Below are 23,152 nucleotides of genomic sequence, written 5' to 3'. Positions count from 1 at the left end.
AGTCTTCTACGGTGAGCCGACCGGCGTCGAAATCGAGCGGGACGACCACCCGTTCGATGGCCGCCCGGCGGCACCCTGGGATCCCGAACAGATTCGGATCTCCACCCGAACGTTCTCCCTGCGCAATGTCCTCGACATGATCGACGACGGCGATCTCGAACTGGCCCCCGATTTTCAACGCAACCGAGTGTGGAAGGGGCGTCAGAAATCTCGGCTCATCGAGAGCCTGCTGCTGCAGATTCCCCTGCCTGCCTTCTATTTCGCCGAGGACCGCGGGGGGATGTTCCGCGTGGTGGACGGCCTGCAGCGGCTTTCCACAGTGCACGAGTTCGTGAAGGGCGGTTTCGCTCTCGACGAGCTCGAATACCTGGATGGCGAGCGCGAGAAGACCTTCGCGGAACTGGATCCGCCACTGCGCCGCCGCCTTCACAACGCCCAGATCGTGGTGCACGTGATCGAGCCGTCCACGCCCAACCGCGTCAAGTACGACATCTTCAAGCGCATCAACACCGGTGGAGAGCCGTTGAACGCCATGGAGATCCGGCATTGCATGAGCAGCGCGCGCAGCCGGAACCTGCTCAAACGGTGTGCCTCCGCCGAGGTCTTCCACGCGGCGACCGGCGGCGTGCTGCGCAACCACGTCCGCATGAACGACCGCGAGGCCGTCCTGCGTTTCCTGGCCTTCTACACCCTTCCGGATCTGCAGGAGTACGACTCCTACGGGTCGTTGGAGAACCTGCTCGACGCCACCACCGAACTCATCGACGACGTCGGCCAGATCTCCGACGCTCACCTCGAATCCTGGTTCGCCGCCTTCGAACGCGGCATGATCAACGCGCGAATCATTTTCGGCGACTATGCCTTCCGGCGCTGGCCCGCCGGCAACGATCGGCGCTCACCGATCAACCGGGCGCTGCTGGAAAGCTGGGGTGTCGTTCTATCCGCCTACCACCCCGACCAGCTCGAGCGCGCTCGGCCCCGAATCGTCGCCGAGGCTCGCGCGGCCATGGCGAAGAACAACGAATACATAGCCGCGATCAGCGCCTCAACTGCCGACCCCAAGCGCGTGCGGGTTCGCTTCGAGGTCGCGCGCCGGATCATCGAGGACGCGGTCGCTATGTCGTAGGCACGATGTTCGTTCGCGGCCGTCGGCCACGGTTCTGCTGCCCGAGCTGATGCTGGATCTTGGCCACGTTTGGCTGCGAACCGGGCGTGCGAGTTACGCGCCGACCTCCGGATCGTGGTCGCGGGACAGTCGTGCAGGCTTCCGGGCCTTCGCCCAGAAGCGATTCATCGACTGTGGTGGAGATAGTTCTTCAGGCGAAGCGTCTTCCCTTTGTCATCAAGGCGGCTCGACCGTGGGGGCTGATGCGCCGGCTGCCGCGTGGGATCGCAGCACATCGCGAGTGCCTCGATCGACTGCCAGTGGCTCGGCACTTGGAAGTCGACCATCGCGGTTGGGTGCGTCGTATCAGCGGCCCGCACGCGCAGCTCTGCCAGCAGTCGGGATATGCCGATTCCGCCGACTCCGGTGAAACCGGAACCGCGACACCCGAACTCGGCCGCATTGGCCGGGATGTCGGCGAGGTCGACTTCGAACCGTCGACCGCGACCAGGCGGCGCCCGGCAAGCCACACGCGCCCCGTGTTGCAGACGTCGCCACCGGAGCGGCCACCGACTCGGACACCTTCTCCATTACCGTGACACCCAACCGTTTCCGGGCCTGGGTGATCCCCATGCGGTCGGCACCGTCCACGCCACGTCCCAGCATCCCCACACGGTCAACGCGCCCGTCACCTTCGTCGTGAGCTCTTCGGAGGAATCACCCGGGAACAGGCGCAACGCCATGGTCAAATACGCCGCGACATGCGGCGGCAGCTTCCCGCCCGACCGCTGCGCACGGGCTCCGCTCACCGCGACCGCCGCATCACGATCACGATCACGATCCATGATCCCGGCCAGAACCTCGAGACTCACCCGATCCGGACGCACCGCCACGGCATCGACCACGACTGACGAGAATGTACGCGACTGCACGAATTATGAAGCAGCACAAGCAAACCGAACGGGCGCACCACTCGAGCTACGTGGCATTGCTCCATGGGTGATCATCACCACATCAGCTCGCACGGTAATCGTCGCGGCGCTTACAGTCCTTCCAAAGGTGGGGCGTCTATGGGAGAAGGCGAATGAAATCAGTTGTGACACAGGCATGTCTGCGCTCGGGTGGAGCGCTCGTAGCTGCACTGATGGCGGCTGGTCTGCTCGCGGGCTGCGGCGGTGGAGATAGCGGAGGAACCAGCCCGGCGAACCCGGACCAGGCTCAGATGGAGTCGAATCTGCGGGCGGTTATGAGTGCGAAGAGCCCGAGTGACGTCTCGGACAAGTTCTGCACGCAGTTCAGCGATCTCATCAAGTCGGTTCCGGCCGAGATGATGTCGAACGCGGCGACTACCCGCCCCAAGGGCAAGCTGACGAAGTTGCAGAAGGTCGAGATCACCGGCGATAAGGCGAGTGCCGAAGCCGTTGGCAAGTCCGACAGTGGCGATGACTACACAGGTCCTGTCAGCTTCAAGAAGGAGAGCGGGGAGTGGAAGTACTGCCCCGACTTGGGTATTCCGTCGCCGACTCTGCCGACGAAGTAATGGCCGCCCAATTCGGTAGTGTCGGTCCGCAGGCGCCCCTACGCTCTGCGGGCTCACGAAAGAAGAAGCTGCTCATCGGACTTGTGGCGGTAGTGGTGATAGCCGCCATCGCCGGGATCGGAGTGTTTCTCATGATCGGGCGCCATACCGATCCTGCTGCTCAGCAAGCTCGTGACGAGGCTGCGATCGAGTCGGTTCTCCGCTCTGTACTCGAGGCCGAACATCCCAACGTAGTCATGAAGCTCTTCAGCTCGGAGCTTCAGGAACGCTACAAGCGCGCGCAGCTGCCCGCGACCCTTGATCGGTCTGATCAAGGAAAGGTCTTGTATGTCAGCGACTACCTGATCGGCGGTGATTCCGCGAATGCCGATGTGACTTTCAGATATCCAGATTTGCGGGAAAGTACCATAACTTTTGCTCTCGTCCGAGAGGGTGGGCAGTGGCGGTTCGCCGGGTGAACTCTGTCGATATCTGGGAGAACCATTTCCGGCCGAGATTCCGGGACCTCCTCGAGCCACTCACGCTGCTGCTCGTACTCTTTATCGCGATAAGTCTTGGGATTGGCGGGGAAGCATACGCCCAGCCTGCGGAATCCGGTTCACCCCAGGATTGCATGGTTGTTGTTCAACAAATTCGAGATCATAACAATCGGACGGAAGAACACAACAACAGCGAGGGCGCCCTCAATCATTATGATGGCGCTGCCGTAGATCAGTTCAATAAGGTATCGGCAGACCTGAATGCCGAAATACCTACGCTTCAGACCGCGGCTGATTCATGCACTATCAACACTTCGGCCGCATCGCCTTCCGTAATTCCGAGCACAAATCCGACTGCCAAGCCGAGCGCGCAGGCAGCACCTAAGCCATCGCGCGCACCACCCTCTAAGGTTGAGCGTCAAAATCCAGTTCTTCCTGTAGAGGTGAAGCTCGACGACGAGGCCTATCGTTCCGCGTACTACCACCCCGATGGTAAGGGCGGGTATTCACGCAGGTGGATCGGGCAGGTTGACCTTGACGGCCAGATGCTGCCGAAAGTCTCGGTAGACAGCAATAATCCGCTGCCGGACGGGCGCCCGAAGATCGTTCCAGTCAAGAGCCCGATCCCCGCTAAGTACGTGGACGGATCCGAGACAAAGGAATCGGCTCCGATCTCGCTGCGATACAGCTCCGACCCCGAAACTTTCATTCGACTCATTGCAATCAAGCTGGTGGCCGCTTGGGAAGCCCAGAAACAGCGTGAGATCGCTGCGACTGGATCCGTGAGTCAGACAACCACGGACAACCTCAAGAGGGCGTACGCACTACAGACGGATAAAGGCGATAAGCTTGGCCAAATCGCTGGCCAGCAGTACATGGATGTCAACTACCCGAAAGACAGCTTCGACGTCAATTTGATCAGCGATCCCGCTCAAACGGGTTCCGGACGCTTCGACCGGGTCTACGAGGTCAAGGATCGGGCTACCGGCAAGACGAAGATCGTAATAATCGAGGAGAAGGGACCGAGCGCTGACCTTGGCGAACGCGCCGGATATCAGCAAGGGTCCTTGGGGTATTATTCGAGTACTGTCGACAACATGTACCTCAATGGAACCGACATCGAGCGAGATCTCGCAGCGAAGCTTCGCTTGGAGATGCCTTCCGCTATCGACTATATTCTTGTTCGGGCTCGCGTGCAGAAAATAAAAAAAGACGGAACTGTCGAGGCAGCATACTACGATGGATACGGGAGCGTCAGGTTCAAATTGGATGAATAGGGAGTGGCATGGCTGAGACTGTTGCACGACACCGGATCGATCGCAAGGAGGATCTGGAACAGCGCGCGGTTATTGATCGCCAGAATCTTTCCAAGATAATCCAGACGCTGCGATCGAGGCCTGATCTTATCGACTTCTCCTACACAGTTTCGGATTCACTGTTCAGAACTCTGAGCCTGGTTGATCCGGGCTGTTACAGGCCCGAGACGCGCGAGGCCGCTCGCTTTTCGGTGCAGACCGCAGTCGCCATATATTCGATGGCGACTGCGGAGCTGGAAGGGCAGACCGACAAGATCGAGCTGAAAATCGGATCTGAGGATATTGCGGTTGCCGCGAAGCTACACGCTATGGCGGACGCGAATCATTGGCTAGTCGCATTTTGGTGGTCGATAATTGCGCGGAGTTCCGAGGCAACCGACATGCTTGCCCGGTACCCGTTGGACCGATTGCGTGGCCCTCAGTCGAGTGATTTGCTCGACTGGATTCAGATACTTTGCTCGGCTTGGCTCAACGGCTTGCCGATCGCGACCGAAAGCGTCGCAACAAACTCGACCAACACTCAGAGCACAAACGACAAACTCCTCGAGTCACTTATCAATGTCCTTGCCGCCCTGGCCGCGGCTGACCGGGCCGCCTTCAACCGGGAGCTCATGAGAGCCCTGGAACTTCACCGCGGTTACTTCGATACGGATGCGAACAGAGGGAATATGGAGGGTGTCGTTTCGATCCCACTGCTCGGCCTGGCCTGCTGGGCTCACGATCGTGGGGTACCAATCGACGTCGAATCCGACTACGCCCCCAATTTCTTCATTCAGAACTCGGATTGGGCGAAGGCGTTGCGACGGTAACCCGCCTGCCGGGACCAGTCCGAGTTGCGAGGCGATCCGCGTACAGTTTCGCGGATCTGCGCCGCCGCGGTCCCCGCCACGATCGACTACAGGCCAAGCGGCGGAGCGCATTCGGGAAGCGCTGCGGCGTGTTTCGGGGTGCAGACGGGCGAGATCATGGGTGCGGTTGAATCGGCGTACTCATCTGCTAGCCGTACGCCAAGTGATTCACAGGTGTTCGGTCGTGCGCCGGCCAACGGTCGCGCTGAGCGCGTCAAGCTCCGCGAGTACGTCGGTCGCGGCCCAGATGCGGTTGCGTTTGCTCTCCGAGAGGAGCTCGAGAATCCCCGCGTCGGTCAATCGTCCCAGGGCCCGGTAGGTGCTGGCGTCGGTGGTGCCGGAGATGCGTTGTGCGGTGTCGGCGTTGAGGATTGGGGTTTCGAGTAGCGCTGCGAGGAGGGTCTCGTCCGCCGAGTTCGCTCGCGGGCGGGCGATGTCTCGCCAGCGTCTCGGCAGGTCGGTGAGAGCCATGGCTGACTCCTGTGCGGCCTCGCTGGCGTGGATCGCGCCGACTGCCAGGTACTCGACGAACGCATCGACGTCGCCATTGCGAAATCGGTTGAGGTGCAGGAAGTATCGGCCGGTGTCCGCCAGCATGACCGACGCCAGCGGTACGGTCACTCGGCGGGTGAGGCCGCGGCGGCGCAGCACGGCGCTGATCAGTGCCCGTCCGATGCGTCCGTTCCCATCGGTGAACGGGTGGATGGACTCGAACTGGGCATGCGCGATCGCGGCTTGCGCGAGGATCGGCAGATCGTCCCGGTTGACGAAGACCAGCAGATCGGCGACCAACTCGGCGACGAGTTCGGGGGGTGGCGGGACATGCGCAGCGTTCATCGGCGTGTAGTCGCTGCCTCCGATCCAGTTCTGCACATCCCGCAGCTGCCCCGCATCGCGGGCGGTGTAGTAGTCGATGGCCATCAGTAACCTATGTGCTTCGAGCAGATCGTCCAGCCCGATGCTGCCTGAGCCGGCCGCATCGACTATCGCGATCAGGGCCTTGACCGCCGCCAATTGCGACTTCGCATCGTCGCTGGCCTTACCTCCGGCGACAGCGTTGCCGAAGGCTCGCCAGCCCGCATCGATATGTTCGATCTTCGAGGACGCGACAGACTCACTGCACAGCAGGAAGCTGGCCAGTGGCACAAGGTGCTCGCCGAACGCCGCCTCGAGGCGGGCTATCGCAATCAACGCCGCTTCGTGGGTACGAGCAACGGGCCCGGTCGGATCGCAGTCGAGCTCGCCTATTCTGGGCGGAATCGCGACCGTGATCACATCAAGGGTCCGATCCGCCCCCGAGCCGTGACGATGACCCGGGTCCCAGACGCGCTCTTCGCTGCGGTGTGGTGGCCAGTCCACGCGGTCTCCTTCGAGTGAGCCGACCAACTCTGCGCTTAGCTGACTTTAAAGGTATTAAACGTAGCTAGCGTCGACCTTGATGTACTTTGTGTGCTCCTCACCCTCGGTGATGAAGGCCCGGTTCATCGGGGACGGTGAGCAGTGGGAGGCGGCGGGCTGACCAGCCGCGACCGAAAGACATCGGCGTGGATGGCCTACTTCGAGTCTTTGCCGTAGCCGAACTGGCGGGCCGGGGCCCAGCTGATCTCCTCGACGAAGGGGCTCTCGAGCAGACGTAGTTCGGAGCAAGCGACGTCACATGGGAAAAGCGGGCCGATCGTCCTTTCTCTCGGGCATTTGGGCCTTGCTGCTGAGACCTAGAGGAGTGATCGTGGATTGATGACAAATGTCTCGAATCTGACCGCGCCGGAACGACGCCAGCTGGCCCAGCACACGCTGGACTCGCTGACGGACCGGGCGGGGCATACGTTGACGCAGGTGCGGTGCGGTTGTGGTCACCGCGTGGCGGCGGTGTTCGATACGCCGGCCGGCGCGGTGTATCAGTCGGCGACCGGGCCGCACGCGCACGGGTCGCGTGATTTCGTCGATGCTGCGCACAGCGCTCGCGGGCATGGCACCCGGTTTACGGATCTGCTTGCCGGTGATGGCTTTGTCGATGACGCGTTGCCCGCTTCCTGCGAGTGCGGGCCGCACACACTGTCGCGGTTCCGGCTCCAGGAAGCCGTCGCGAACCACGAGCATAAGATTCTGCTGCCCTGATCAGCGATCACAACGCCGTAGCCGTGCGTCACCAGCGGTGTGGCGCCGGTCTGCCCGCGAAAGCTCAGCCGGTAGCCGTCCACAGCGCACTCCTCCCCGCGACCCTCCCGCCCGCCCTTGAACAGGCGGTCGCCCCGGCGTGCCATGCGCTCGGGGGTTCAGTTCGAGCTCAGGGCGGAGTTGAGCGTGTAAGTGCCGACGAGGTCGGCTTGCCCCAGGACGTGGCCGATCATCGCTTGGCGCAGCTGTTTTCCGGTCACTGCCTGCTGTAGCGGCAGCTGTTCGACATCCAGGGCGCAGACGGTGAACACGTAGTGATGGATGCGCTGGTCGTTCCAGGGTGGGCAGGGGCCGTCGTAGCCGTAATGATCCATTTTCGCACTGCTGAAGTCGTTGAGGCCGTACCGCGCATGATGGGGTGCAGCCGGACCCGCCCCGCCGTGCGCGGTCTGGAGGCTGCCTGCGGCGATCTGCCGCACGTCGGCTGGGATATCGAACAGCACCAAATGGTAGAAGTCGTTGCGCGGCAACTCCTCCGGCACCGTTCGCCCCTCGATGTTCACGTCCGAGCCGGTGCGGGGTACGTCGGGGTCGCAGCACACGACCGCGAACGATCGTGTTCCCGCCGGCACCTCGTCCCACGCCAGATGCGGGTTGCGATTGGCGCCCGCCCGGACATGGTGCACGGCATCCGGTACGCCGTAGGCGAACGTGGCCGGAATGCGCGCATTATCGTCGAACGAATCACTTCGGACCTTCATAACGATGCCTTCCACTCATGCGGCCCGATTAGCCTCCGCTATGCAGGTGGCGATGGCGATGAGGTCGCAATCAACACAGCTCGTCGGTGGGATCATTCTGCGGCGTTCCCGCGCCATTGGGGGAATCTAATCTTGTCGGTCGACCACACTGTCGTCCGAACCTCTGCCTGAGCGAATCAATTCGTGCGATACATAGATTCTGCGCTTCTGCCCTGCCCCCGCCCAGAAGCGAAGGTCATCGGAACCGTATCCCCACCGCTACAATGAGCATTACGGACTGCTCGTGCCCGCCAACTCAGCGGAAGAGAATTACCGCGGCCAGCCGCCTTCGAGTCGGTCGTGAACGGTCAGATGACATTCGGTCGCTGGGTCGGGGACCGTCGGCCCGGGCGAATCTGGTTGGGGTCGTGAATCATTGATGAAGCCGGGAAACCCGGTGTCCTGCCCGAAGTGGTGAATCGATCGATAAAACGATGACGCAGACGAGCAGTCCACCGCAACAGAGTCCGGTCACCGTGCTGCTGGGCGGTGATGTGATGCTCGGTCGCGGCGTCGACCAGATCCAGCCGCATCCGGGTGATCCGATGTTGTACGAACCGTGGGTCGATGACGCCCGCCGCTACGTCGAGTTGGCCGAGAAGACGAACGGGCCGATACCGTACCCGGTCGACTCCGACTGGCCGTGGGGCGACGTGGGGCCGATGCTCGACCAATTGGCGCCCGAGGTCCGGCTGATAAACCTTGAAACATCGATCACCGCCGACGGCAGATTTGCGCCCGCCAAGGGCATCCATTATCGGATGAACCCCGCCAATATCGCGACACTGAAAGCGTTTCGGCCCGACGTCTGCGCGTTGGCCAACAACCACATCCTCGATTTCGGAAACCGCGGTCTGCGCGACACGCTCGATACGCTCGACGCGGCGAGCATCGGCACAGCCGGGGCGGGAACGAGCATCGACGCGGCCTGCCGCCCGGTGGTTGTGGAGCTGGGCACCGGGCTACGGGTGGTCATCGTCTCGGTTGCCAGCACCAGCAGCGGCGTGCCGCTGGCGTGGGCCGCGCAGCATGATCGGCCGGGAGTGTGGCTGCCCGGTGATCCGTTGGGTCGTAGTGCCGCCGACCATGTCGCGGCGGAAGCGTTGGCGCACAAGCGTCCCGGCGATACTCTGATCGTGTCCGTGCATTGGGGCCCGAACTGGGGCTACGGGATCGGACGGAGCGAAATCCAATTCGCGCAACGGCTCATCGACGCCGGCGTCGACATCGTGCATGGGCATTCATCGCACCATCCTCGCCCCGTCGAGATCTACCACGGCAGACCGATTTTCTACGGCTGTGGTGATGTCATCGACGACTACGAAGGCATCCCCGGATATGAGTCCTACCGTCCCGAACTGCGGCTGCTCTATCTGGTTTCGGTCGAGCCCGGCGGGCAGCCGACCGGAATTCGCATGCTGCCCATGCGGATACGCCGCATGCGGCTCGAACATGCTTCCCGGGCCGATGCCGACTGGCTGGGTAAGACGCTCACTCACATCAGCCGCCGATTCCACACCCATATCGACCGCGGAGCCGACGACCTGCTCGAGATCCACTGGGGCTGAGTCGAACTCACGCCCCAGCTGAAACAAATCCACAGTCCAGGGCCTTCGCTCACCGCAGCGGCACCGACCCGTCGCCTTCGCCGAGATGGTCAACTCGTCGCCCACGGCCAGCTCGAGATGTCGAGTCTCTCGGGCCGGAATGCCGGATGGCGTTGCTACCGCTTCGCGAACCCCGGCTTCGGCGCGCTGATCCCGACCTGCTTCGCACGAGACCGGCGGAAAGGATTGCGGCGAAGGGGGTTCCACTGCGCGACAGCGCTTCTGACGTTGACGAACCACCACGCGACCGATTCGACGGTGCGTACGCCCTGCGCATGCCGCCGGTGCACAGCACGTCGACATCATCGATGCTTGCCGCCCGCGCACGTCCGGGTGATCAGTGTCGCCAGCTTTCTTGCCTGTGACTCACCCGGTCCGGTCTGCTCGGCCAGCCGCATCACCGGAACCAGGCCGGCAGGCGACACGAGATTTTGATCTTCGAGCACCGCGACTCCGCGGCGAACATATGCGAAACTTGCCCCCGCAGTGCCCTTCTAGAACTGGACCGATCACTGCCTGGACACAGCCTGGCAGGGATGCTCGCGTCCGCACCCCATATTTTCGTCATCATCACCACCCGCGGGATTGCCTATTGGATCAACCCTGGGCGGCCAGCCCTGACGAGGAGGAGTTCGGCGATGAGTTTGCTGCGCGTCGGCAGCGTTTTGGGCACTTTACTGACAGCTGTTGGGGTGATTGTTGCCGTCCTTGTGCCGACCGGGCCGATCGCTGGGGTGGCTTCGGCGGCGGGCTGCACGCTCACACCGACCGGTGGCACTGTCACACGAACGATCGGTACTCGCAGTTACACGCTCAACGTGCCACAGGGATTGACCGGGCCGGCGGTTGGGTTGCTGATCAGCCTGCACGGCACCGCCGACACCTCGGCAGGCATCGAACGCGAAACCGGATGGAGTTCCTACGCGGCGGATCACGATTTCATCGTCGCCTACCCGCAAGGCACCGAGTTCGACAAAACCTGGCACTTCGAGCAGGGGTCTGTGGACGTCACCTTCCTCAAACAAGTCGTCACCGACATCGAATCGACCTGGTGTGTCGACACCCACCGCGTCTACGCCGACGGCTGGTCCGATGGGGCGATCATGTCTCAGCGGATGGCCTGCGACGCCGCGGACCTGTTCGCCGCTGTCACCTCGTGGGAAGGCACTGACCCGACGGACCCCAACCCCCTCGAACCGAGTGCCGTTGGCACCCCGTGCACACCGAGCCGCCCTATTGCGGTCGGAATATTCCAAGGGGCGTTCGACCCCATCTCCAACCTCGGGGTCGGCCTCGCAAACGTCCGTGACTGGACCCGCCGCGACCGTTGCCCAGCGATAGCAGACCCCACCTCCGACCGTTACGGCACCCATACGAACTATCAGCCCTGCGCTGCCGGAACGAACGTCGCGTGGCGAGTCGAATACAACACGACACACCAGTGGCCCACCGGCGCCATCGGCCAGGATCTACGCGATCAGCTCTGGAACTTCCTCGACTCCCGCACCCTCCCATGACCACGGCACTCGTGCCCATCCGGGCGATTCGGCGATCAGGCGCCCGGTCAGCTACGAGATCGTGCGCTCGATAACCCGCCGGTGCCGTCCGAGATGCTGCGACGATTCGATGCCCTTGCGAGCGATGCGGACGGCGATCTCCCGGCCGCGGATCCAGCGGCGCAGATCGGCGACGTCATAAGCCTTGTCCGCGTGCAGTTTCGCGGGTTTGCGTCGACGCGGTCCGCGCCGCGAACGCATGGACCGCTGTTCGAATGGCACGGAATAGCCACACGCTATTGCCGTGGTGATCGGGAGGGGGCACTGTGAGAGACACCGGTGGCGCCACCGGGCGCTGCCTCTTTGCAGAAAGGAGGTGGATCGTGTTCGCACGGTCTACCACGCTTCAGGCGCAACTTTCCGCTCTCGAATCCGGGATCGCACATGTGCGGGACGAGGTTATGCCGGAGCTGGACGGCATTCCCGGTTGTATCGGGCTTTCGTTGCTGGTCGATCGGAAAACCGGCCGGTGCATCGTGACGACCTCGTGGGAATCCGAGGAAGCGATGAGGGCGAGCGCCGAGCGGGTGATCCCGATTCGTGATCGCGTGGCAGAGAAATTCGGCGGCAGTCCGATGGTCGAGGAATGGGAGATCGCGGCCATGCATCGCACGCATCCGACGCCGCAGGGCGCGTGTGCGCGCGTCACCTGGGTGAAGACCGATCCCAGCAGGATCGACAGCGCCATCGAGGTCTACCGGGACCATACTTTGCCCGGTATGGAGCAGCAGCTCGATGGATTCTGCAGCGCGAGCCTGATGGTGAACAGGTCGTCGGGCCGTGCCGTCTCGTCCAGTGTCTACGACAATGCCGAGGCGATGGAACGCAATCGGAACGCGTCGGCCGCGTTGCGCGTGGACGCCGCCCGGCAGGCAGGCGTCGAGGCCGTCGACGTCCGCGAATTCGAGTTGGTATTGGCGCATTTGCGCGTCCCCGAACTGGTCTGACCTCGAACGGGGGTCGGCGAAACGGCAGGTCGAGACCGGAGGTTCGACACGTCGGGTCCATCCCTGAGCAGGTGGTCACAGCAGCACGGCCGCGGCGGGCGGCCGTGCTCGGTCGGTCGGTAGTGAGTTGGACATGGATCCTGCGGGCGATCGTGGGGTCGCTATCTTCGCAAGCTGATTCACCGTGGGAAGCGCTGATTCACCGTGGGAAGCAGGGTGGGGTTGGGCGCGCGGGCGGGTTGTGTGGTGGAACACTGGTCAGTCGGAACTGTTTGGCTCCGTTGATGATTCGCGCGGGGTTGGCGAAAGTTTGTCGGGGGGATGCTCTAACGTAACGCGGTATCTGTCCGTCACGACCGTGGAGCGTTATGGCTGCCTCGTTCGACCTTCATACCCTTGCGGTGCTCGGTGCGGCTGGGGAGCGGCTGGTCATCTGGCATGTGAATGTGGGCGCGGCGCTGGGGGAGTCGCGGCTATCGGGCGCTTGGGTGCTGGAACGGTCGCGCGCGGCGGAGATCGAGAGCCTCACGGTCGGATATCCGATCGTTGTGGCAGGCAATGGCGCTCCTGCTTCCGAAGCTGTGGGTAACGACGCCCAGACTGCTGGCACGGTGGGTATTCGCGCTCAGCAGGCCGGGACGGCGGGCGAGGGTGACCAGTTGGCGGACGTGGTGGGTGTTGGGGCCGCTGCGGCGGGAGCGGGCGGTCGGATTGTCGGGGCTGCCGGGAGTGTCGATGTCGATGCGACTGTCGAAACCGTCCGTGCCGCAATCGAATCGGCCGACCAGCGGTTTGTTGAGCATCAGGATGTGAGCGGTGGGAAGCTCACCAGGCCGCAGTGGCCGGTGATCGTGGCGCCGGATGAGGTTGCGCTGCCGCAGTTTCAGGTGGATGTGGCCGATGATCACATTCGGCCGGTGCTCACGCTGGCGCGGGGGCTCGCGGATCTGGCGGATGCGTGGGCGGCGTTCGAGTCGCTACGGCTCGCCCGGCCTTTTCTGGAGGACCTCGGTGGCGCGGCCGCACGGCCGTTGCCGCTCGCGGTGCGGTGAGTATGGCGGGACTGTCGTTCGCCGCCATCGATGTCGAGACCGCTAATTCCGCGCGGGGCAGTATCTGCGCCGTCGGTGTCACCGTCGTGCGGGATGGGCGGCGCGGGGAGACCGCGTCGTGGCTGTGCCGGCCTCCCTCGGGGCTGGACTTCTTCAACTGGCACAACATTCGCGTGCACGGGATCTCGGCTGCCATGGTCGCCGACAAACCGGAGTTCGCGCAGCGCTGGCCGGAGGTGGAGAGCCTGGTCGGCGAGCTTCCCGTCATTGCCCACAATGTCGGATTCGACAGCAGTGCGATACGGGAAGCGTGCGGCCGCAGCGGAATTCGGATACCCGCCTGGTCCTATAGCTGCAGCCTCGCCCTGGCCCGCCGCCACCTGAGCCTCGACAGCTACCGGCTGCCCAATGTCGCGGCTGCCCTGGGCATCGACTTCACCAACCACCATGACGCGGCCGCCGATGCTGCCGCTGCAGCCGACATCGTGATCGCCCTGGCCGCCAGAGCCGGAGCCGATTCGCTGGCGGCACTCGAGCGCATGGTGATCGACCGTCCTTTGCGGACCGACCGGACATCGCGAAAGTCGGCAGCCGGCACGCTGATACCGGTGTCCAGGCGGAGAGCGAGGCAAACGTTGGAGTCCGCAGGCCGGACAATCGAGATGCCCCTGCCAGCGGGCCGGGCGATGGAGACGCCGGGGTCTGCGGGGCGGGCCGTCGAGGCGCCATTGCCTACGGGGCGGACCGTGTCGACTGCTACCGAACGCTCTCCGCGCCGATCCTGGTTCGGGCGTGAGGAATTGGTCCTTCCGACAGTGACCGGCACCGATCCATCTCACCCGTTGTATGGCGAAATCGTGGTCTTCACAGGTGATCTCGCCGCCATGACCCGTCAGGAAGCGTGGGATGCCATCGCGGCATGTGGCGCGACTCCCGCTCGGAACGTCACTCGGCGTACGACCCGGCTGGTCATTGGTGACGGCTTTCGCGGTGTCGATCCCGACGCGTTCACCACGACGAAGGCGCGCCGGGTCGCCGAGCTGCGGACGCGGGGGCAGCGGATCGAGGTCATGGACGAGGCCGCGTTCGTGGCCTGTGTGGGTGCTGGGACCGGGTTGTCCGGAGGTCGGGGCAGGGTGTGAGAAGTGCGTTGTTGCGTGGGTTTGACGGGCTCGGTAAAGAAGGTGAGGGGAATCGGTCGAATGAGTCAGAGGCGGAAATGACGAGTGCAGGTGGTCGGCGTCGGTGGGTGGCGGCGGGAATCGCCCTGGTGGCGGCGGGCTTCGCTGTGATGCCGGGACTCGCGTCCGCTGCGGAACCGCTGAATTCCGGTGCGGCATTCGCGGCCGACGGCTCGCATATAGACCATCTCGTCCAGCGGGACGATCGCAAATCCACCGTATTCGTGTACTCGGCCGCTATGAACCGTGTCATCGAACTCTCGGTCATTCGTGCCACCGACAATTCCGCGCCGCGTCCGACCGTGTATCTGCTCAATGGCGCAGAGGATGGCATCGATGGGAATGGCAACGAGGTCTCCTGGGAAACCCGCACCGATGTCGTCGACTTCCTGGCCGACCAGAACGTCAATGTGGTGAATGTCCTCGACGGCCGCTACACCTACTACGCGGACTGGCAGTCCGACGACCTGATGCTCGGCCGCAACAAGTGGACCACCTTCCTCACCCAGGAACTCCCGCCCGTCATGGACGCGGCCCTCGGTGCCTCCGGCCGCAATGCCCTTGCGGGAGTGTCGATGTCGGCCACCTCGGCCCTCGCCCTCGCCGAATCCGCCCCCGGCCTCTACCAGAGCGTCGGCTCGTTCAGCGGCTGCGCCCAGACCAGCACTGACCCCGGCCGCCGCTACCTGCAGGCCACGGTTCTCTCCGGCGGCGGCAACCCCTGGAATATCTGGGGCGTCGACGGCTCTCCGGCCTGGACCGCGAATGACCCGTCCACCCCCGCCAATCTCGAGAAACTCCGTGGCACCGACCTCTATTTGGCTGCCGGAACGGGTGCGAACCCGGCCGCGGCAGGCGGTGGCCAAGTCGGCGCGTCCAGCACGGCACTGGAATCCACCGTCGAAACCTGCACCCGCGCTCTGCAATCCAGCATCGAAGACCTGAACCTCCCGGCGACGTTCGATTACCTCCCCGGTGGCGGCCACAACTGGACCTCGTGGCAGGCCGACTTTCACAATGCCTGGCCCGGAATCGCCCGCAGCCTCGGCGTGTGACTCGCAGCCTCGGCGTGTGACTCGCGGCCTCGGCCTGTGAATCGAGGCACCACGCCGGACGGCCACCCGTTCGGTTCCGCTGTCACTCGGGTGCGGGCGGGCCGATAAGCTGCTCCGGGTGACCGACGAGAAGCTGCTGCAGGGACCCATCCACGCCGTCCATGTCGAGCTGGGCGCTACCTTCGCTCCGTTCGGGGGGTGGGAGATGCCGGTTTCGTACGCGGGCACCGTGGGGGAGCACACGGCGGTGCGCACCACTGTCGGGCTTTTCGACGTCAGCCATCTCGGCAAGGCGACGGTGAAGGGTGCGGGTGCCGCTGCCTTCGTGAACTCGGCACTCACCAATGACCTGAATCGAATTCACCCGGGAAAGGCGCAGTACACGCTGTGCTGCACGCCGGAGGGCGGGGTCATCGACGACCTCATCGCCTACTACGTGAGCGATGACGAGATCTTCCTGGTGCCCAATGCGGCGAATACCGCGACCGTCGTGGCGGAGCTGCAGAAGGTCGCGCCGGAGGGCATCGCCGTCACCGACGAGCATCGCGGGTACGCGGTCTTCGCCGTGCAGGGCCCGCAGTCGGCGGAAGTCCTCGCCAAGCTCGGCCTGCCGACCGACATGGAGTACATGGCCTACGCCGACGCCGAGTGGGACGGCCGCCCGATCCGGGTGTGCCGCACCGGCTACACCGGTGAGCACGGCTACGAGCTGCTGCCCCGCTGGGCCGACGCCGAGGCCGTCTTCCGCGCGCTGGTGAGCGAGGTGCAGGCCGCCGGCGGCCAGCCCGCCGGACTCGGCGCGCGCGACACCCTGCGCACCGAGATGGGCTACCCGCTGCACGGACACGAACTGTCGCTGGACATTTCGCCGCTGCAGGCCCGCACCGGCTGGGCCGTCGGCTGGAAGAAGCCGGAGTTCTGGGGCAAGTCGGCGCTGGAGGCCGAGAAGGCGGCCGGTCCCCGTCGAATCCTGATGGGGCTCAAGGCGATCGACCGGGGCGTGCTCCGGCAGGGCCAGACCGTGATGCGCGGTGACGCCCAGGTCGGCGAAACCACCTCTGGCACCTTCTCGCCCTCCCTCAAGGTCGGCATCGCCCTGGCCCTCCTCGACACCGCCGCGGGCCTCGAGCCCGGCGACGAAGTCGAGGTCGACGTCCGAGGTCGCCGCCTGCGCTGCGAGGTCATCCGCCCCCCGTTCGTCGAAACCCGCACTGCCTGAGCAGGTTTCCTGCCCATCGAGAGATCCGCAGTAGACGCTGAGCCGCTTATCCGACCGGCCGCCCTGGTGACTACGACGCCATCGCGCGCGTCGTGGACGACTGGTGGGCCGGTCGGTCGTGGCGGCGGTTGCCAGGCTGTTCCTGGATCACTTCGCCGCGACCAGCCTGGTCGCCGAACAAGCGAACACGCTGGTGGGCTTCCTGATCGGAATCCCGGCTGCACCAGAGCCCATGCCGCTCTGTGTCTCAGCCGCACCAGGTGCCGACGACGTCGTTGTCCTGTTTGCAGGCTGCGGCGTCAAGTCCGGCGGGGCGGAGGGAGTTGAACATCGTTCGGATGGTGTCGTCGGTGGCCGTGCCGTCCGTGCCCTGGTCGGCGTAGAGGACCATGACCACGGATTGGCCGTTGTTGCCGGGCACCGCGACGGCGTGGACGATCGAGGTGGCCGGGTGCGAGCAGTCGTTCGGGCCCGGGTTGGCGAGGGTCGCTGTCACGTGTGCGGCGGGTTTGCCCTGCACCGTGAGGGTTTCGACGTTGCTCAGGGTGTAGGTGGAGTTGGGGCGGTCGTCGTTGGCTCCGGCCACGGTGGCCCAGCTGCCGGCCACGTCCTTGGCCGCGGCGGACACGTCGCCCAGTTTCGAGCCCGTCACGCCCGCGATGGCTTTCGAGTGGTGGCCGTCGCAGGCCTTCGGGGAGAGTTCCGCGGCGCCGCTCATGACCACGCGCCCGCCGCCGCCCTCGAAGCCGACGATGGTGGTCGGTGTCGGGACCGTCCAGCCCTGCGGTACGTCGTACACGGCATTGCGCGAGATGGAGTAGGACGTCTGCCATCCCGGCGTGAGTGAGGCGATGGTGGATCTCGGTGCGCTCGCCGTCGTGGTGGGTAGCGGTTTGGTGCGGGTCGCGGTGTCCTGTGGCCCGTATTGGTCTGCGGGCAGCGCGGTTCCGGTGACGGTGTGTGCGGGCGTCAGCGCTGCTACGACGAGGATGGCGACCAGGCCCAGCACGCTCACTGCGATCAGCGCGATCAGCAGGGGTCGGTGCGAACTGGGCGGCTTCGACAGCGGATGCTCCGGATACACGCCGTCCACCCTATCCAGGGGCAGGGACGACAGCCGGTTACCGAACCGTCCGGCTCGGGGGACAGGGGTAGCCCGCACCAGCCGGTCGAGGGCAGGAATTAGACTCCCGGTCATGACTCTTGCCGCGCAATTCACCCGTGTACCGCATCCCGCGCCACTACCGGCGGAGCGGCGACAGGAGATTCTCGCGGAGCCGGGGTTCGGGCGCTACTTCACCGATCACATGGTGTCGATGGATTACGTGGACGGGCAGTGGACCAACGGCCGCGTCGAGCCCTACGGGTCGCTGGCCATGGACCCGGCCACCATGGTGTTCCACTACGGCCAGGCCATCTTCGAGGGTCTGAAGGCCTACCGTCAGGCCGACGGCAGCATCGCCACCTTCCGGGTGGATGCCAATGCGGCGCGTTTCCGCCGCTCCGCCGCGCGCATGGCGATGGCGCAGCTGCCCGAAGAGTTGTTCATCGAATCGATCCGCCAGCTGCTCGAGGTGGACGCGGACTGGGTGCCCGCCGCCGGCGGCGAGGAGTCGCTGTACCTGCGGCCGTTCATGTTCTCCACCGAGGTCGGGCTGGGCGTGAAGCCCGCCTCCTCCTACAAGTACCTGCTGCTCGGAGGTCCCGCCGGTGCGTACTTCCCGCGCGGCCTGAAGCCGGTCAAGGTGTGGCTGTCCACCGAGTACGTGCGCGCGGCTCCGGGCGGTACCGGCGAGGCCAAGGTGGCGGGTAACTACGCCGCCTCGCTGCTGGCCCAGCAGCAGGCCGCCGAGAAGGGCTGCGACCAGGTGGTGTGGCTGGACGCCTGCGAGCACCGCTACGTCGAGGAGATGGGCACCAACAATCTCTTCTTCGTCTTCGGCAGCGGCTCCGACGCCCGCCTGGTGACCCCGGAGCTGTCCGGCTCGCTGCTCCCCGGCATCACCCGCGACTCCCTCATCACCCTGGCCGCCGACTCCGGTTACAAGGTCGAGGAGCGGAAGATCTCCGTCGAGGAATGGAAGAGCGGCGTCGAATCCGGTGAGATCACTGAGGTTTTCGGTTGCGGCACCGCCGCCGTGGTCATTCCGGTCGGCTCGGTCCGCTCCGCCGAGGGCGAATTCACCATCGGCAGCGGCGAACCCGGCGAGGTGACCATGGCGCTGCGTGAGAGCCTCACCGGCATCCAGCGCGGCACCTTCGCCGACAGCCACGGCTGGCTGCGCACCATGGCCTGACCGGCCCACGGAACGAAAAGCGCCCGCCCCGAACGAATTCGGGGCGGGCGCTGGGCATTTCAGAGGTGCGGGACATGGCCCGCAGGAGCCGGTCAGCTGGGCATGAACATGTGCCACTGCTCCAGCGTCTGCGGGCGCATGACGTAGTTGTGTTCTTTGATGTGGGTGAGCGACGCGCTGGGCTCGTCCGAGTACCAGTGGCCCGGGTAGACCGTCGGGTTCGACTTCAGATCGGCCAGGTAGCGCAGACTGCGGAACATGGCGTCGGAGTCGCCGCCGGGGAAGTCGGTGCGGCCGCAGCCGTCGACGAACAGGGTGTCGCCTGCGATCAGCCGGTCCTCGAACAGGAAGCACTGGCTGCCCGGCGTGTGGCCGGGGGTGTGCAGGAGTTCGATCTCGAAGTCGCCGACCGCGACCTTGTCGCCGTGCGCGTGACCGGTCAGCTCGCTGGGCGCGATGCCGGTGACATTGGCGACCCAGGGCAGTTCCTCGGCATTGACGTGGACCGCCACATCGGTCTTCTCCAGCAACTCCTTCACCCCGCGCAGGGTGAAGCCCATCATGGTGCCGCCGACGTGGTCGGGGTGGTGGTGGGTGGCCAGGACTCCGGTCAGCCGCATGCCGTCGGCCTCGGCGATGTCGGCCAGCTGCCCCGCCTCGTACGCGGGGTCGACGACCACGCATTCACCGCTGTCCCGATCCCCGATCAGGTAGGCGAAGTTGCGCATCTGCGTGGCGATCGGATCGCCCACGGCCCAGTCGCGCCCGGAGAGCAACTGGCGAAAGTACAAACGGTCGGAGGCCATGCCTGACAGCGTATTGCCCGCCCGCCAGAACCAGGCATCCGGATCCGGGCAATATGTCCGAAATTGCCGTTTGAACAGGGGATTTGTTGTCGGTCGGTGTTGCTAACCTGCCGCCATGCCCTCGGTCCTGCATGAAGTCGTCATCGACCTGTTCCGGCACCGCCCGCAACTCGTCGCCGAACTACCTCCCCTGGTGACCGATATCCCCCTACCCGAATTCGACCATGCGCGACTGTAATCCGGTGACTGCCCCGATATCGACCCCACGCTGGCCGCCAACGTTGTCGACGCGCCGAACGGTGAAATGTACATTGACCTGGTAATGGCTGTCCTGCCACGGGCGGCCCGGCACTTCTTGGAGAGCCTTATGACCGCCGGAACATACAAGTACAAGAGCGAGTTCGCCCGGCGTTACTTCAGTCAGGGCGAAGCTGAGGGCCAGGCCAAAGGGGAGGCCAGAGGGGAGGCCAAGGCGCTGCTGGCGGTCTTGCGGAGCAGGGGGATCACCGTGGACGAGTCGACTGTCGCTCGCGTCGGGGCGTGCACCGATATCGAGCAGCTCGACAGGGCAGCGACAGCACGCTTTGCCAACGAGGTGTTCGTGGACTGACGTCCGGTCGCACTCGAGGCTCGATGCCGACCTTCGCCCTCCGAGGTCGGTGAAGAGCACGGACATGCTTGCCGCGACACGAATCTGCACGCCGACCATGTGATCGGCGTGCAGATTCGGTAATTGTCCTGGTTGGTCAGCGCAGAATGGCCTCGATCTCGTCGGTGGCCTCCGGGCCGTACGTCTCGCGCAGGCGCTTCATGGCGACGTCGTGGTCGAGGGTCCAGTCCTGGGGGCCAACGGTTTCCAGGACCAGGACCGCCACCAGCGAGCCGAGCTGGGCCGAGCGCTCCAGGGACAGGCCCGCGGACTGGCCGGTGAGGAAGCCCGCGCGGAAGCCGTCGCCGACGCCGGTCGGGTCGACCTTGGCGATGTCGGGGACCACGTCGACGTGCAGTTCGGTGCCGTCGCGGTCGACGATCTTGGCGCCCTTCGAGCCGAGGGTGGTGACGCGAATGCCCACGCGCTCACCGATTTCCGCCTCGCTCAGGCCGGTTTTCTGGAGCATGATGCCCCATTCGTACTCATTGGTGAACAGGTAGTCCGCGCCGTCGATGAGGCGCAGGATGGTCTCGCCGTCCACCAACGCCAGCTGCTGGGAGGGGTCGGCGGCGAATCGGATTCCGGCGGCGCGGCACTGATCGGTGTGGCGCAGCATGGCTTCCGGGTCGTCGGCGCCGACGAGCACCAGCTCCAGGTCGCGGCCCAACTGGGTGATGTCGATCTCGCGGGACTCGGTCATGGCGCCCGGGTAGAAGGAGGCGATCTGGGCCATGGTCTCGTCGGTGGTGCAGACGAAGCGCGCGGTGTGGGCCTCGGTGGAGACGCGCACGGCCGAGCAGTCGACGCCGTTGTCCTCCAACCACTTCCGGTACTCGCCCCAGTCCTGGCCGACGGCGCCGACCAGCAGCGGGGTGCGGCCCAGCACGCCCATGGCGTAGCTGATGTTGCCGGCCACGCCGCCCCTGCGGATGACCAGATCATCGACGAGGAAGCTGAGCGACACGTGCTGCAGCTGGTCGGCCAGCAGCACATCGGAGAACTTGCCCGGGAAACGCATGAGGTGATCGGTCGCGATGGAAGCGGACACGGCGATGGTCACGGGGTAGATCCTTCGGTGACGTGCGGCTGCGCACCGGGATACGGAGATGACAGACGCGGGGGCCGGCGGTGGATTACGCGGCCGACAGGGCCGCAGTTCGAAACTACTCTGTCCGAGACAGGGTATTCCAGATCTCGTATGAGTCAGCGCACACAACAGCGCGGAACATCCGGTGTCGGACGTTCCGCGCTGATGGGCGCTATGTCAGTTGAAGCTGTCGCCGCAGGCGCAGGAGCCGGTGGCGTTCGGGTTGTCGATGGTGAAACCCTGCTTCTCGATGGTGTCGACGAAGTCGATCGAGGCACCCTGCACGTAGGGGGCGCTCATGCGGTCGACCGCGAGCTTGACGCCGCCGAACTCCACGACCAGGTCGCCGTCGAGGCTGCGGTCGTCGAAGAAGAGCTGGTAGCGGAGGCCCGCACAACCACCCGGCTGGACTGCGATGCGAAGGGCGAGATCGTCGCGGCCTTCCTGATCCAGCAGCGCCTTGGCCTTCGAGGCGGCGGCATCGGTCAGAGTCACACCGTGAGTGGTGGTCTCGTTCTGCACAGTCATGAACTCTCCTAAGGGACCTGTTTTCAACCCGTGAAGGCGCACGGCTCGATGGCTACCAACACCTGCTGGCAGGCGACTATTCCCTATCCTACGCGGCGCGTATTCCCCGGACGGCCCAGGTTGTGCAGTCGCTGACAGATAGCTGGTGAGGTGTTGGACACAACAATCCGGGAGACCAGGATTTTCCGGCAGACATGTCATCGAATAGCCTGGTCGGCGTGAAGTTCCTGCGCCGTGGCGAGTCCACCCCCACCTCCGACAGCTCCAGCACCGATGCCGTCGCCGCGGTGGAGGACAAGACCGTCACCCTGGGCAAAGGGCGGCCGACCCCGTCACGGCGGGAAGCCGAGGGCCGCCGCCGCGGTCCGGTGGCGCCCGCGCCCAAGACCGCCAAGGAGGCCCGCGCCCGCCGCAAGGCGCTGCGCGGGACCCGCGAGGACCGCAAGGCGTCCTCGGCTGAGCGCAAGGCCGATGCGAACGATCGTCGCTCCCGCATGCTCGCCGGTGAGGAGCAGTTCCTGCTCCCGCGCGACAAGGGCCCGGTCAAGAAGTACGTCCGCGACATCGTGGACGCGCGCCGCAATCTGCTCGGCCTGTTCATGCCGCTGGCGCTGGTGCTGATCCTCAGCATGATCCTGTCGCCGGCGCTGCAGGCGATCGTCACGCTGGCCATGCTGGTGATGATGCTGTTCATGATCATCGAGGGCGTCGTCCTCGGCCGGATCGTGAACAAGCGGGTCCGGGAGCGCTACCCGGACACTGCGGATTCCTCGTTCTCGCTGGGCTGGTACGCCTTCGTGCGCGCCTCGCAGGTGCGGCGCATGCGGGCCCCGAAGCCGCAGGTGAGCCCGGGTGACGCGGTCTAATTGCCGCTGCTGCCGTCGGCGCTGACGGCGCTGGACGGATTCCCTGACGGGCGGTGTCTCACCGCCCGTCAGTTGTGTTCGCGGTAGGTCGAC

At 64.9% G+C, this 23,152-nt stretch carries 24 protein-coding genes and 1 pseudogene; 17 read left to right on the top strand and 8 right to left on the bottom strand.

Going from position 1 to position 23,152, the window contains the following annotated elements; genetic code table 11:
* Window positions 1-1,126: DUF262 domain-containing protein (locus tag ACFXN1_RS10955; RefSeq protein ID WP_379463550.1), on the top strand; the 1,126-nt coding region annotated here is incomplete at its 5' end.
* Window positions 1,127-1,695: 569 nt separating this feature from the next.
* Here ACFXN1_RS10955 and ACFXN1_RS10950 read toward each other — a convergent pair.
* Window positions 1,696-2,010: a transposase domain-containing protein gene (locus ACFXN1_RS10950; RefSeq protein WP_379443616.1), complete on the bottom strand. Its 315-nt coding sequence runs from the start codon at window positions 2,008-2,010 to the stop codon at window positions 1,696-1,698.
* A 179-nt stretch (window positions 2,011-2,189) separates the two neighbouring features.
* Between ACFXN1_RS10950 and ACFXN1_RS10945 the strand changes: the two genes are divergently transcribed.
* Genes ACFXN1_RS10945 through ACFXN1_RS10930 form a run of 4 tightly spaced genes read left to right on the top strand, consistent with a single transcriptional unit; the run spans window position 2,190 to window position 5,249 of the window.
* A complete protein-coding gene (locus tag ACFXN1_RS10945) occupies window positions 2,190-2,645 on the top strand; it encodes a hypothetical protein (protein ID WP_379443615.1) in 456 nt (151 codons plus the stop codon).
* Complete coding sequence (locus ACFXN1_RS10940) at window positions 2,591-3,103, top strand: hypothetical protein (protein ID WP_379443613.1); 513 nt, start codon at window positions 2,591-2,593, stop codon at window positions 3,101-3,103. The genes ACFXN1_RS10945 and ACFXN1_RS10940 overlap by 55 nt, the downstream gene beginning before the upstream one ends.
* Window positions 3,100-4,401 carry a hypothetical protein gene (locus tag ACFXN1_RS10935; protein WP_379443611.1) on the top strand — a complete coding sequence of 434 codons (1,302 nt, stop codon included), beginning with the start codon at window positions 3,100-3,102 and terminating at the stop codon, window positions 4,399-4,401. The genes ACFXN1_RS10940 and ACFXN1_RS10935 overlap by 4 nt, the downstream gene beginning before the upstream one ends.
* A gap of 8 nt (window positions 4,402-4,409) precedes the next feature.
* Window positions 4,410-5,249: an immunity 49 family protein gene (locus ACFXN1_RS10930; RefSeq protein ID WP_379443610.1), complete on the top strand. Its 840-nt coding sequence runs from the start codon at window positions 4,410-4,412 to the stop codon at window positions 5,247-5,249.
* 207 nt (window positions 5,250-5,456) lie between these two features.
* Here the strand turns inward: ACFXN1_RS10930 and ACFXN1_RS10925 are convergent, their stop codons facing one another.
* Complete coding sequence (locus tag ACFXN1_RS10925; RefSeq protein ID WP_379443608.1) at window positions 5,457-6,647, bottom strand: Fic family protein; 1,191 nt, start codon at window positions 6,645-6,647, stop codon at window positions 5,457-5,459.
* A gap of 378 nt (window positions 6,648-7,025) precedes the next feature.
* Between ACFXN1_RS10925 and ACFXN1_RS10920 the strand changes: the two genes are divergently transcribed.
* Complete coding sequence (locus tag ACFXN1_RS10920) at window positions 7,026-7,406, top strand: hypothetical protein (protein WP_379402596.1); 381 nt, start codon at window positions 7,026-7,028, stop codon at window positions 7,404-7,406.
* Between the two features lie 158 nt (window positions 7,407-7,564).
* On the opposite strand, the gene ACFXN1_RS10915 is transcribed toward ACFXN1_RS10920, so the two are convergent.
* Entirely contained in the window at window positions 7,565-8,167 is a 603-nt protein-coding gene (locus tag ACFXN1_RS10915; RefSeq protein ID WP_379402595.1) for a YbhB/YbcL family Raf kinase inhibitor-like protein, read from the bottom strand.
* A gap of 473 nt (window positions 8,168-8,640) precedes the next feature.
* Here ACFXN1_RS10915 and ACFXN1_RS10910 point away from each other — a divergent pair, with 473 nt between their 5' ends.
* Both ACFXN1_RS10910 and ACFXN1_RS10905 read left to right on the top strand, forming a co-directional pair.
* On the top strand, window positions 8,641-9,774 hold the full coding sequence (locus ACFXN1_RS10910) for a CapA family protein (RefSeq protein ID WP_379443607.1): 1,134 nt from the start codon (window positions 8,641-8,643) through the stop codon (window positions 9,772-9,774).
* Window positions 9,775-10,244: 470 nt separating this feature from the next.
* Window positions 10,245-11,330, top strand: a complete 1,086-nt coding sequence (locus ACFXN1_RS10905) for an alpha/beta hydrolase family esterase (protein ID WP_379443605.1) — start codon at window positions 10,245-10,247, stop codon at window positions 11,328-11,330.
* A 60-nt stretch (window positions 11,331-11,390) separates the two neighbouring features.
* Here the strand turns inward: ACFXN1_RS10905 and ACFXN1_RS10900 are convergent.
* Window positions 11,391-11,561, bottom strand: a pseudogene (locus ACFXN1_RS10900) (IS5/IS1182 family transposase); the annotation flags it as partial.
* A 131-nt stretch (window positions 11,562-11,692) separates the two neighbouring features.
* On the opposite strand from ACFXN1_RS10900, the gene ACFXN1_RS10895 reads away from it, so the two are divergent.
* The 5 genes from ACFXN1_RS10895 (at window position 11,693) to gcvT (ending at window position 16,823) form a co-directional block, all read left to right on the top strand.
* On the top strand, window positions 11,693-12,316 hold the full coding sequence (locus ACFXN1_RS10895; protein ID WP_379443604.1) for an antibiotic biosynthesis monooxygenase: 624 nt from the start codon (window positions 11,693-11,695) through the stop codon (window positions 12,314-12,316).
* 368 nt (window positions 12,317-12,684) lie between these two features.
* Window positions 12,685-13,368, top strand: coding sequence for a hypothetical protein (locus ACFXN1_RS10890; RefSeq protein ID WP_379443602.1), 684 nt, complete (start codon window positions 12,685-12,687; stop codon window positions 13,366-13,368).
* Window positions 13,369-13,370: 2 nt separating this feature from the next.
* Window positions 13,371-14,510, top strand: coding sequence for an exonuclease domain-containing protein (locus ACFXN1_RS10885; RefSeq protein ID WP_379443600.1), 1,140 nt, complete (start codon window positions 13,371-13,373; stop codon window positions 14,508-14,510).
* A gap of 77 nt (window positions 14,511-14,587) precedes the next feature.
* A complete protein-coding gene (locus ACFXN1_RS10880) occupies window positions 14,588-15,604 on the top strand; it encodes an alpha/beta hydrolase (RefSeq protein WP_379443598.1) in 1,017 nt (338 codons plus the stop codon).
* 118 nt (window positions 15,605-15,722) lie between these two features.
* Window positions 15,723-16,823: a glycine cleavage system aminomethyltransferase GcvT gene (gene gcvT / locus ACFXN1_RS10875; protein ID WP_379443597.1), complete on the top strand. Its 1,101-nt coding sequence runs from the start codon at window positions 15,723-15,725 to the stop codon at window positions 16,821-16,823.
* Window positions 16,824-17,070: 247 nt separating this feature from the next.
* On the opposite strand, the gene ACFXN1_RS10870 is transcribed toward gcvT, so the two are convergent.
* Window positions 17,071-18,021 carry a hypothetical protein gene (locus ACFXN1_RS10870; protein WP_379443595.1) on the bottom strand — a complete coding sequence of 317 codons (951 nt, stop codon included), beginning with the start codon at window positions 18,019-18,021 and terminating at the stop codon, window positions 17,071-17,073.
* On the opposite strand from ACFXN1_RS10870, the gene ACFXN1_RS10865 reads away from it, so the two are divergent.
* Window positions 18,020-19,120: a branched-chain amino acid aminotransferase gene (locus tag ACFXN1_RS10865; protein ID WP_379389608.1), complete on the top strand. Its 1,101-nt coding sequence runs from the start codon at window positions 18,020-18,022 to the stop codon at window positions 19,118-19,120. The genes ACFXN1_RS10870 and ACFXN1_RS10865 overlap by 2 nt on opposite strands.
* A 92-nt stretch (window positions 19,121-19,212) precedes the next feature.
* Here ACFXN1_RS10865 and ACFXN1_RS10860 read toward each other — a convergent pair whose 3' ends face one another.
* Entirely contained in the window at window positions 19,213-19,926 is a 714-nt protein-coding gene (locus ACFXN1_RS10860) for an MBL fold metallo-hydrolase (protein ID WP_354847762.1), read from the bottom strand.
* Between the two features lie 115 nt (window positions 19,927-20,041).
* On the opposite strand from ACFXN1_RS10860, the gene ACFXN1_RS10855 reads away from it, so the two are divergent.
* Window positions 20,042-20,164, top strand: a complete 123-nt coding sequence (locus tag ACFXN1_RS10855) for a hypothetical protein (protein ID WP_379443593.1) — start codon at window positions 20,042-20,044, stop codon at window positions 20,162-20,164.
* A 66-nt stretch (window positions 20,165-20,230) separates the two neighbouring features.
* The gene (locus ACFXN1_RS10850) at window positions 20,231-20,536 is read left to right on the top strand and encodes a hypothetical protein (protein ID WP_379443592.1); all 306 of its coding nucleotides are present in this window, start codon (window positions 20,231-20,233) and stop codon (window positions 20,534-20,536) included.
* A 136-nt stretch (window positions 20,537-20,672) separates the two neighbouring features.
* On the opposite strand, the gene ACFXN1_RS10845 is transcribed toward ACFXN1_RS10850, so the two are convergent.
* Both ACFXN1_RS10845 and ACFXN1_RS10840 read right to left on the bottom strand, forming a co-directional pair.
* Window positions 20,673-21,638, bottom strand: coding sequence for a carbohydrate kinase family protein (locus tag ACFXN1_RS10845; protein ID WP_379402584.1), 966 nt, complete (start codon window positions 21,636-21,638; stop codon window positions 20,673-20,675).
* Between the two features lie 204 nt (window positions 21,639-21,842).
* Window positions 21,843-22,193 (bottom strand): iron-sulfur cluster assembly accessory protein, encoded by a 351-nt coding sequence (locus tag ACFXN1_RS10840; protein ID WP_033089671.1) that lies wholly within the window; start codon window positions 22,191-22,193, stop codon window positions 21,843-21,845.
* A 194-nt stretch (window positions 22,194-22,387) separates the two neighbouring features.
* Here ACFXN1_RS10840 and ACFXN1_RS10835 point away from each other — a divergent pair, with 194 nt between their 5' ends.
* A complete protein-coding gene (locus tag ACFXN1_RS10835; RefSeq protein ID WP_379443590.1) occupies window positions 22,388-23,059 on the top strand; it encodes a DUF3043 domain-containing protein in 672 nt (223 codons plus the stop codon).
* Window positions 23,060-23,152 lie beyond the last annotated feature (93 nt).

Source organism: Nocardia sp. NPDC059154 (genome assembly GCF_042755705.1).
In the GTDB taxonomy this organism is placed as follows: Bacteria; Actinomycetota; Actinomycetes; order Mycobacteriales; family Mycobacteriaceae; genus Nocardia.
This window is presented reverse-complemented; position numbering and strand designations above follow the sequence as displayed.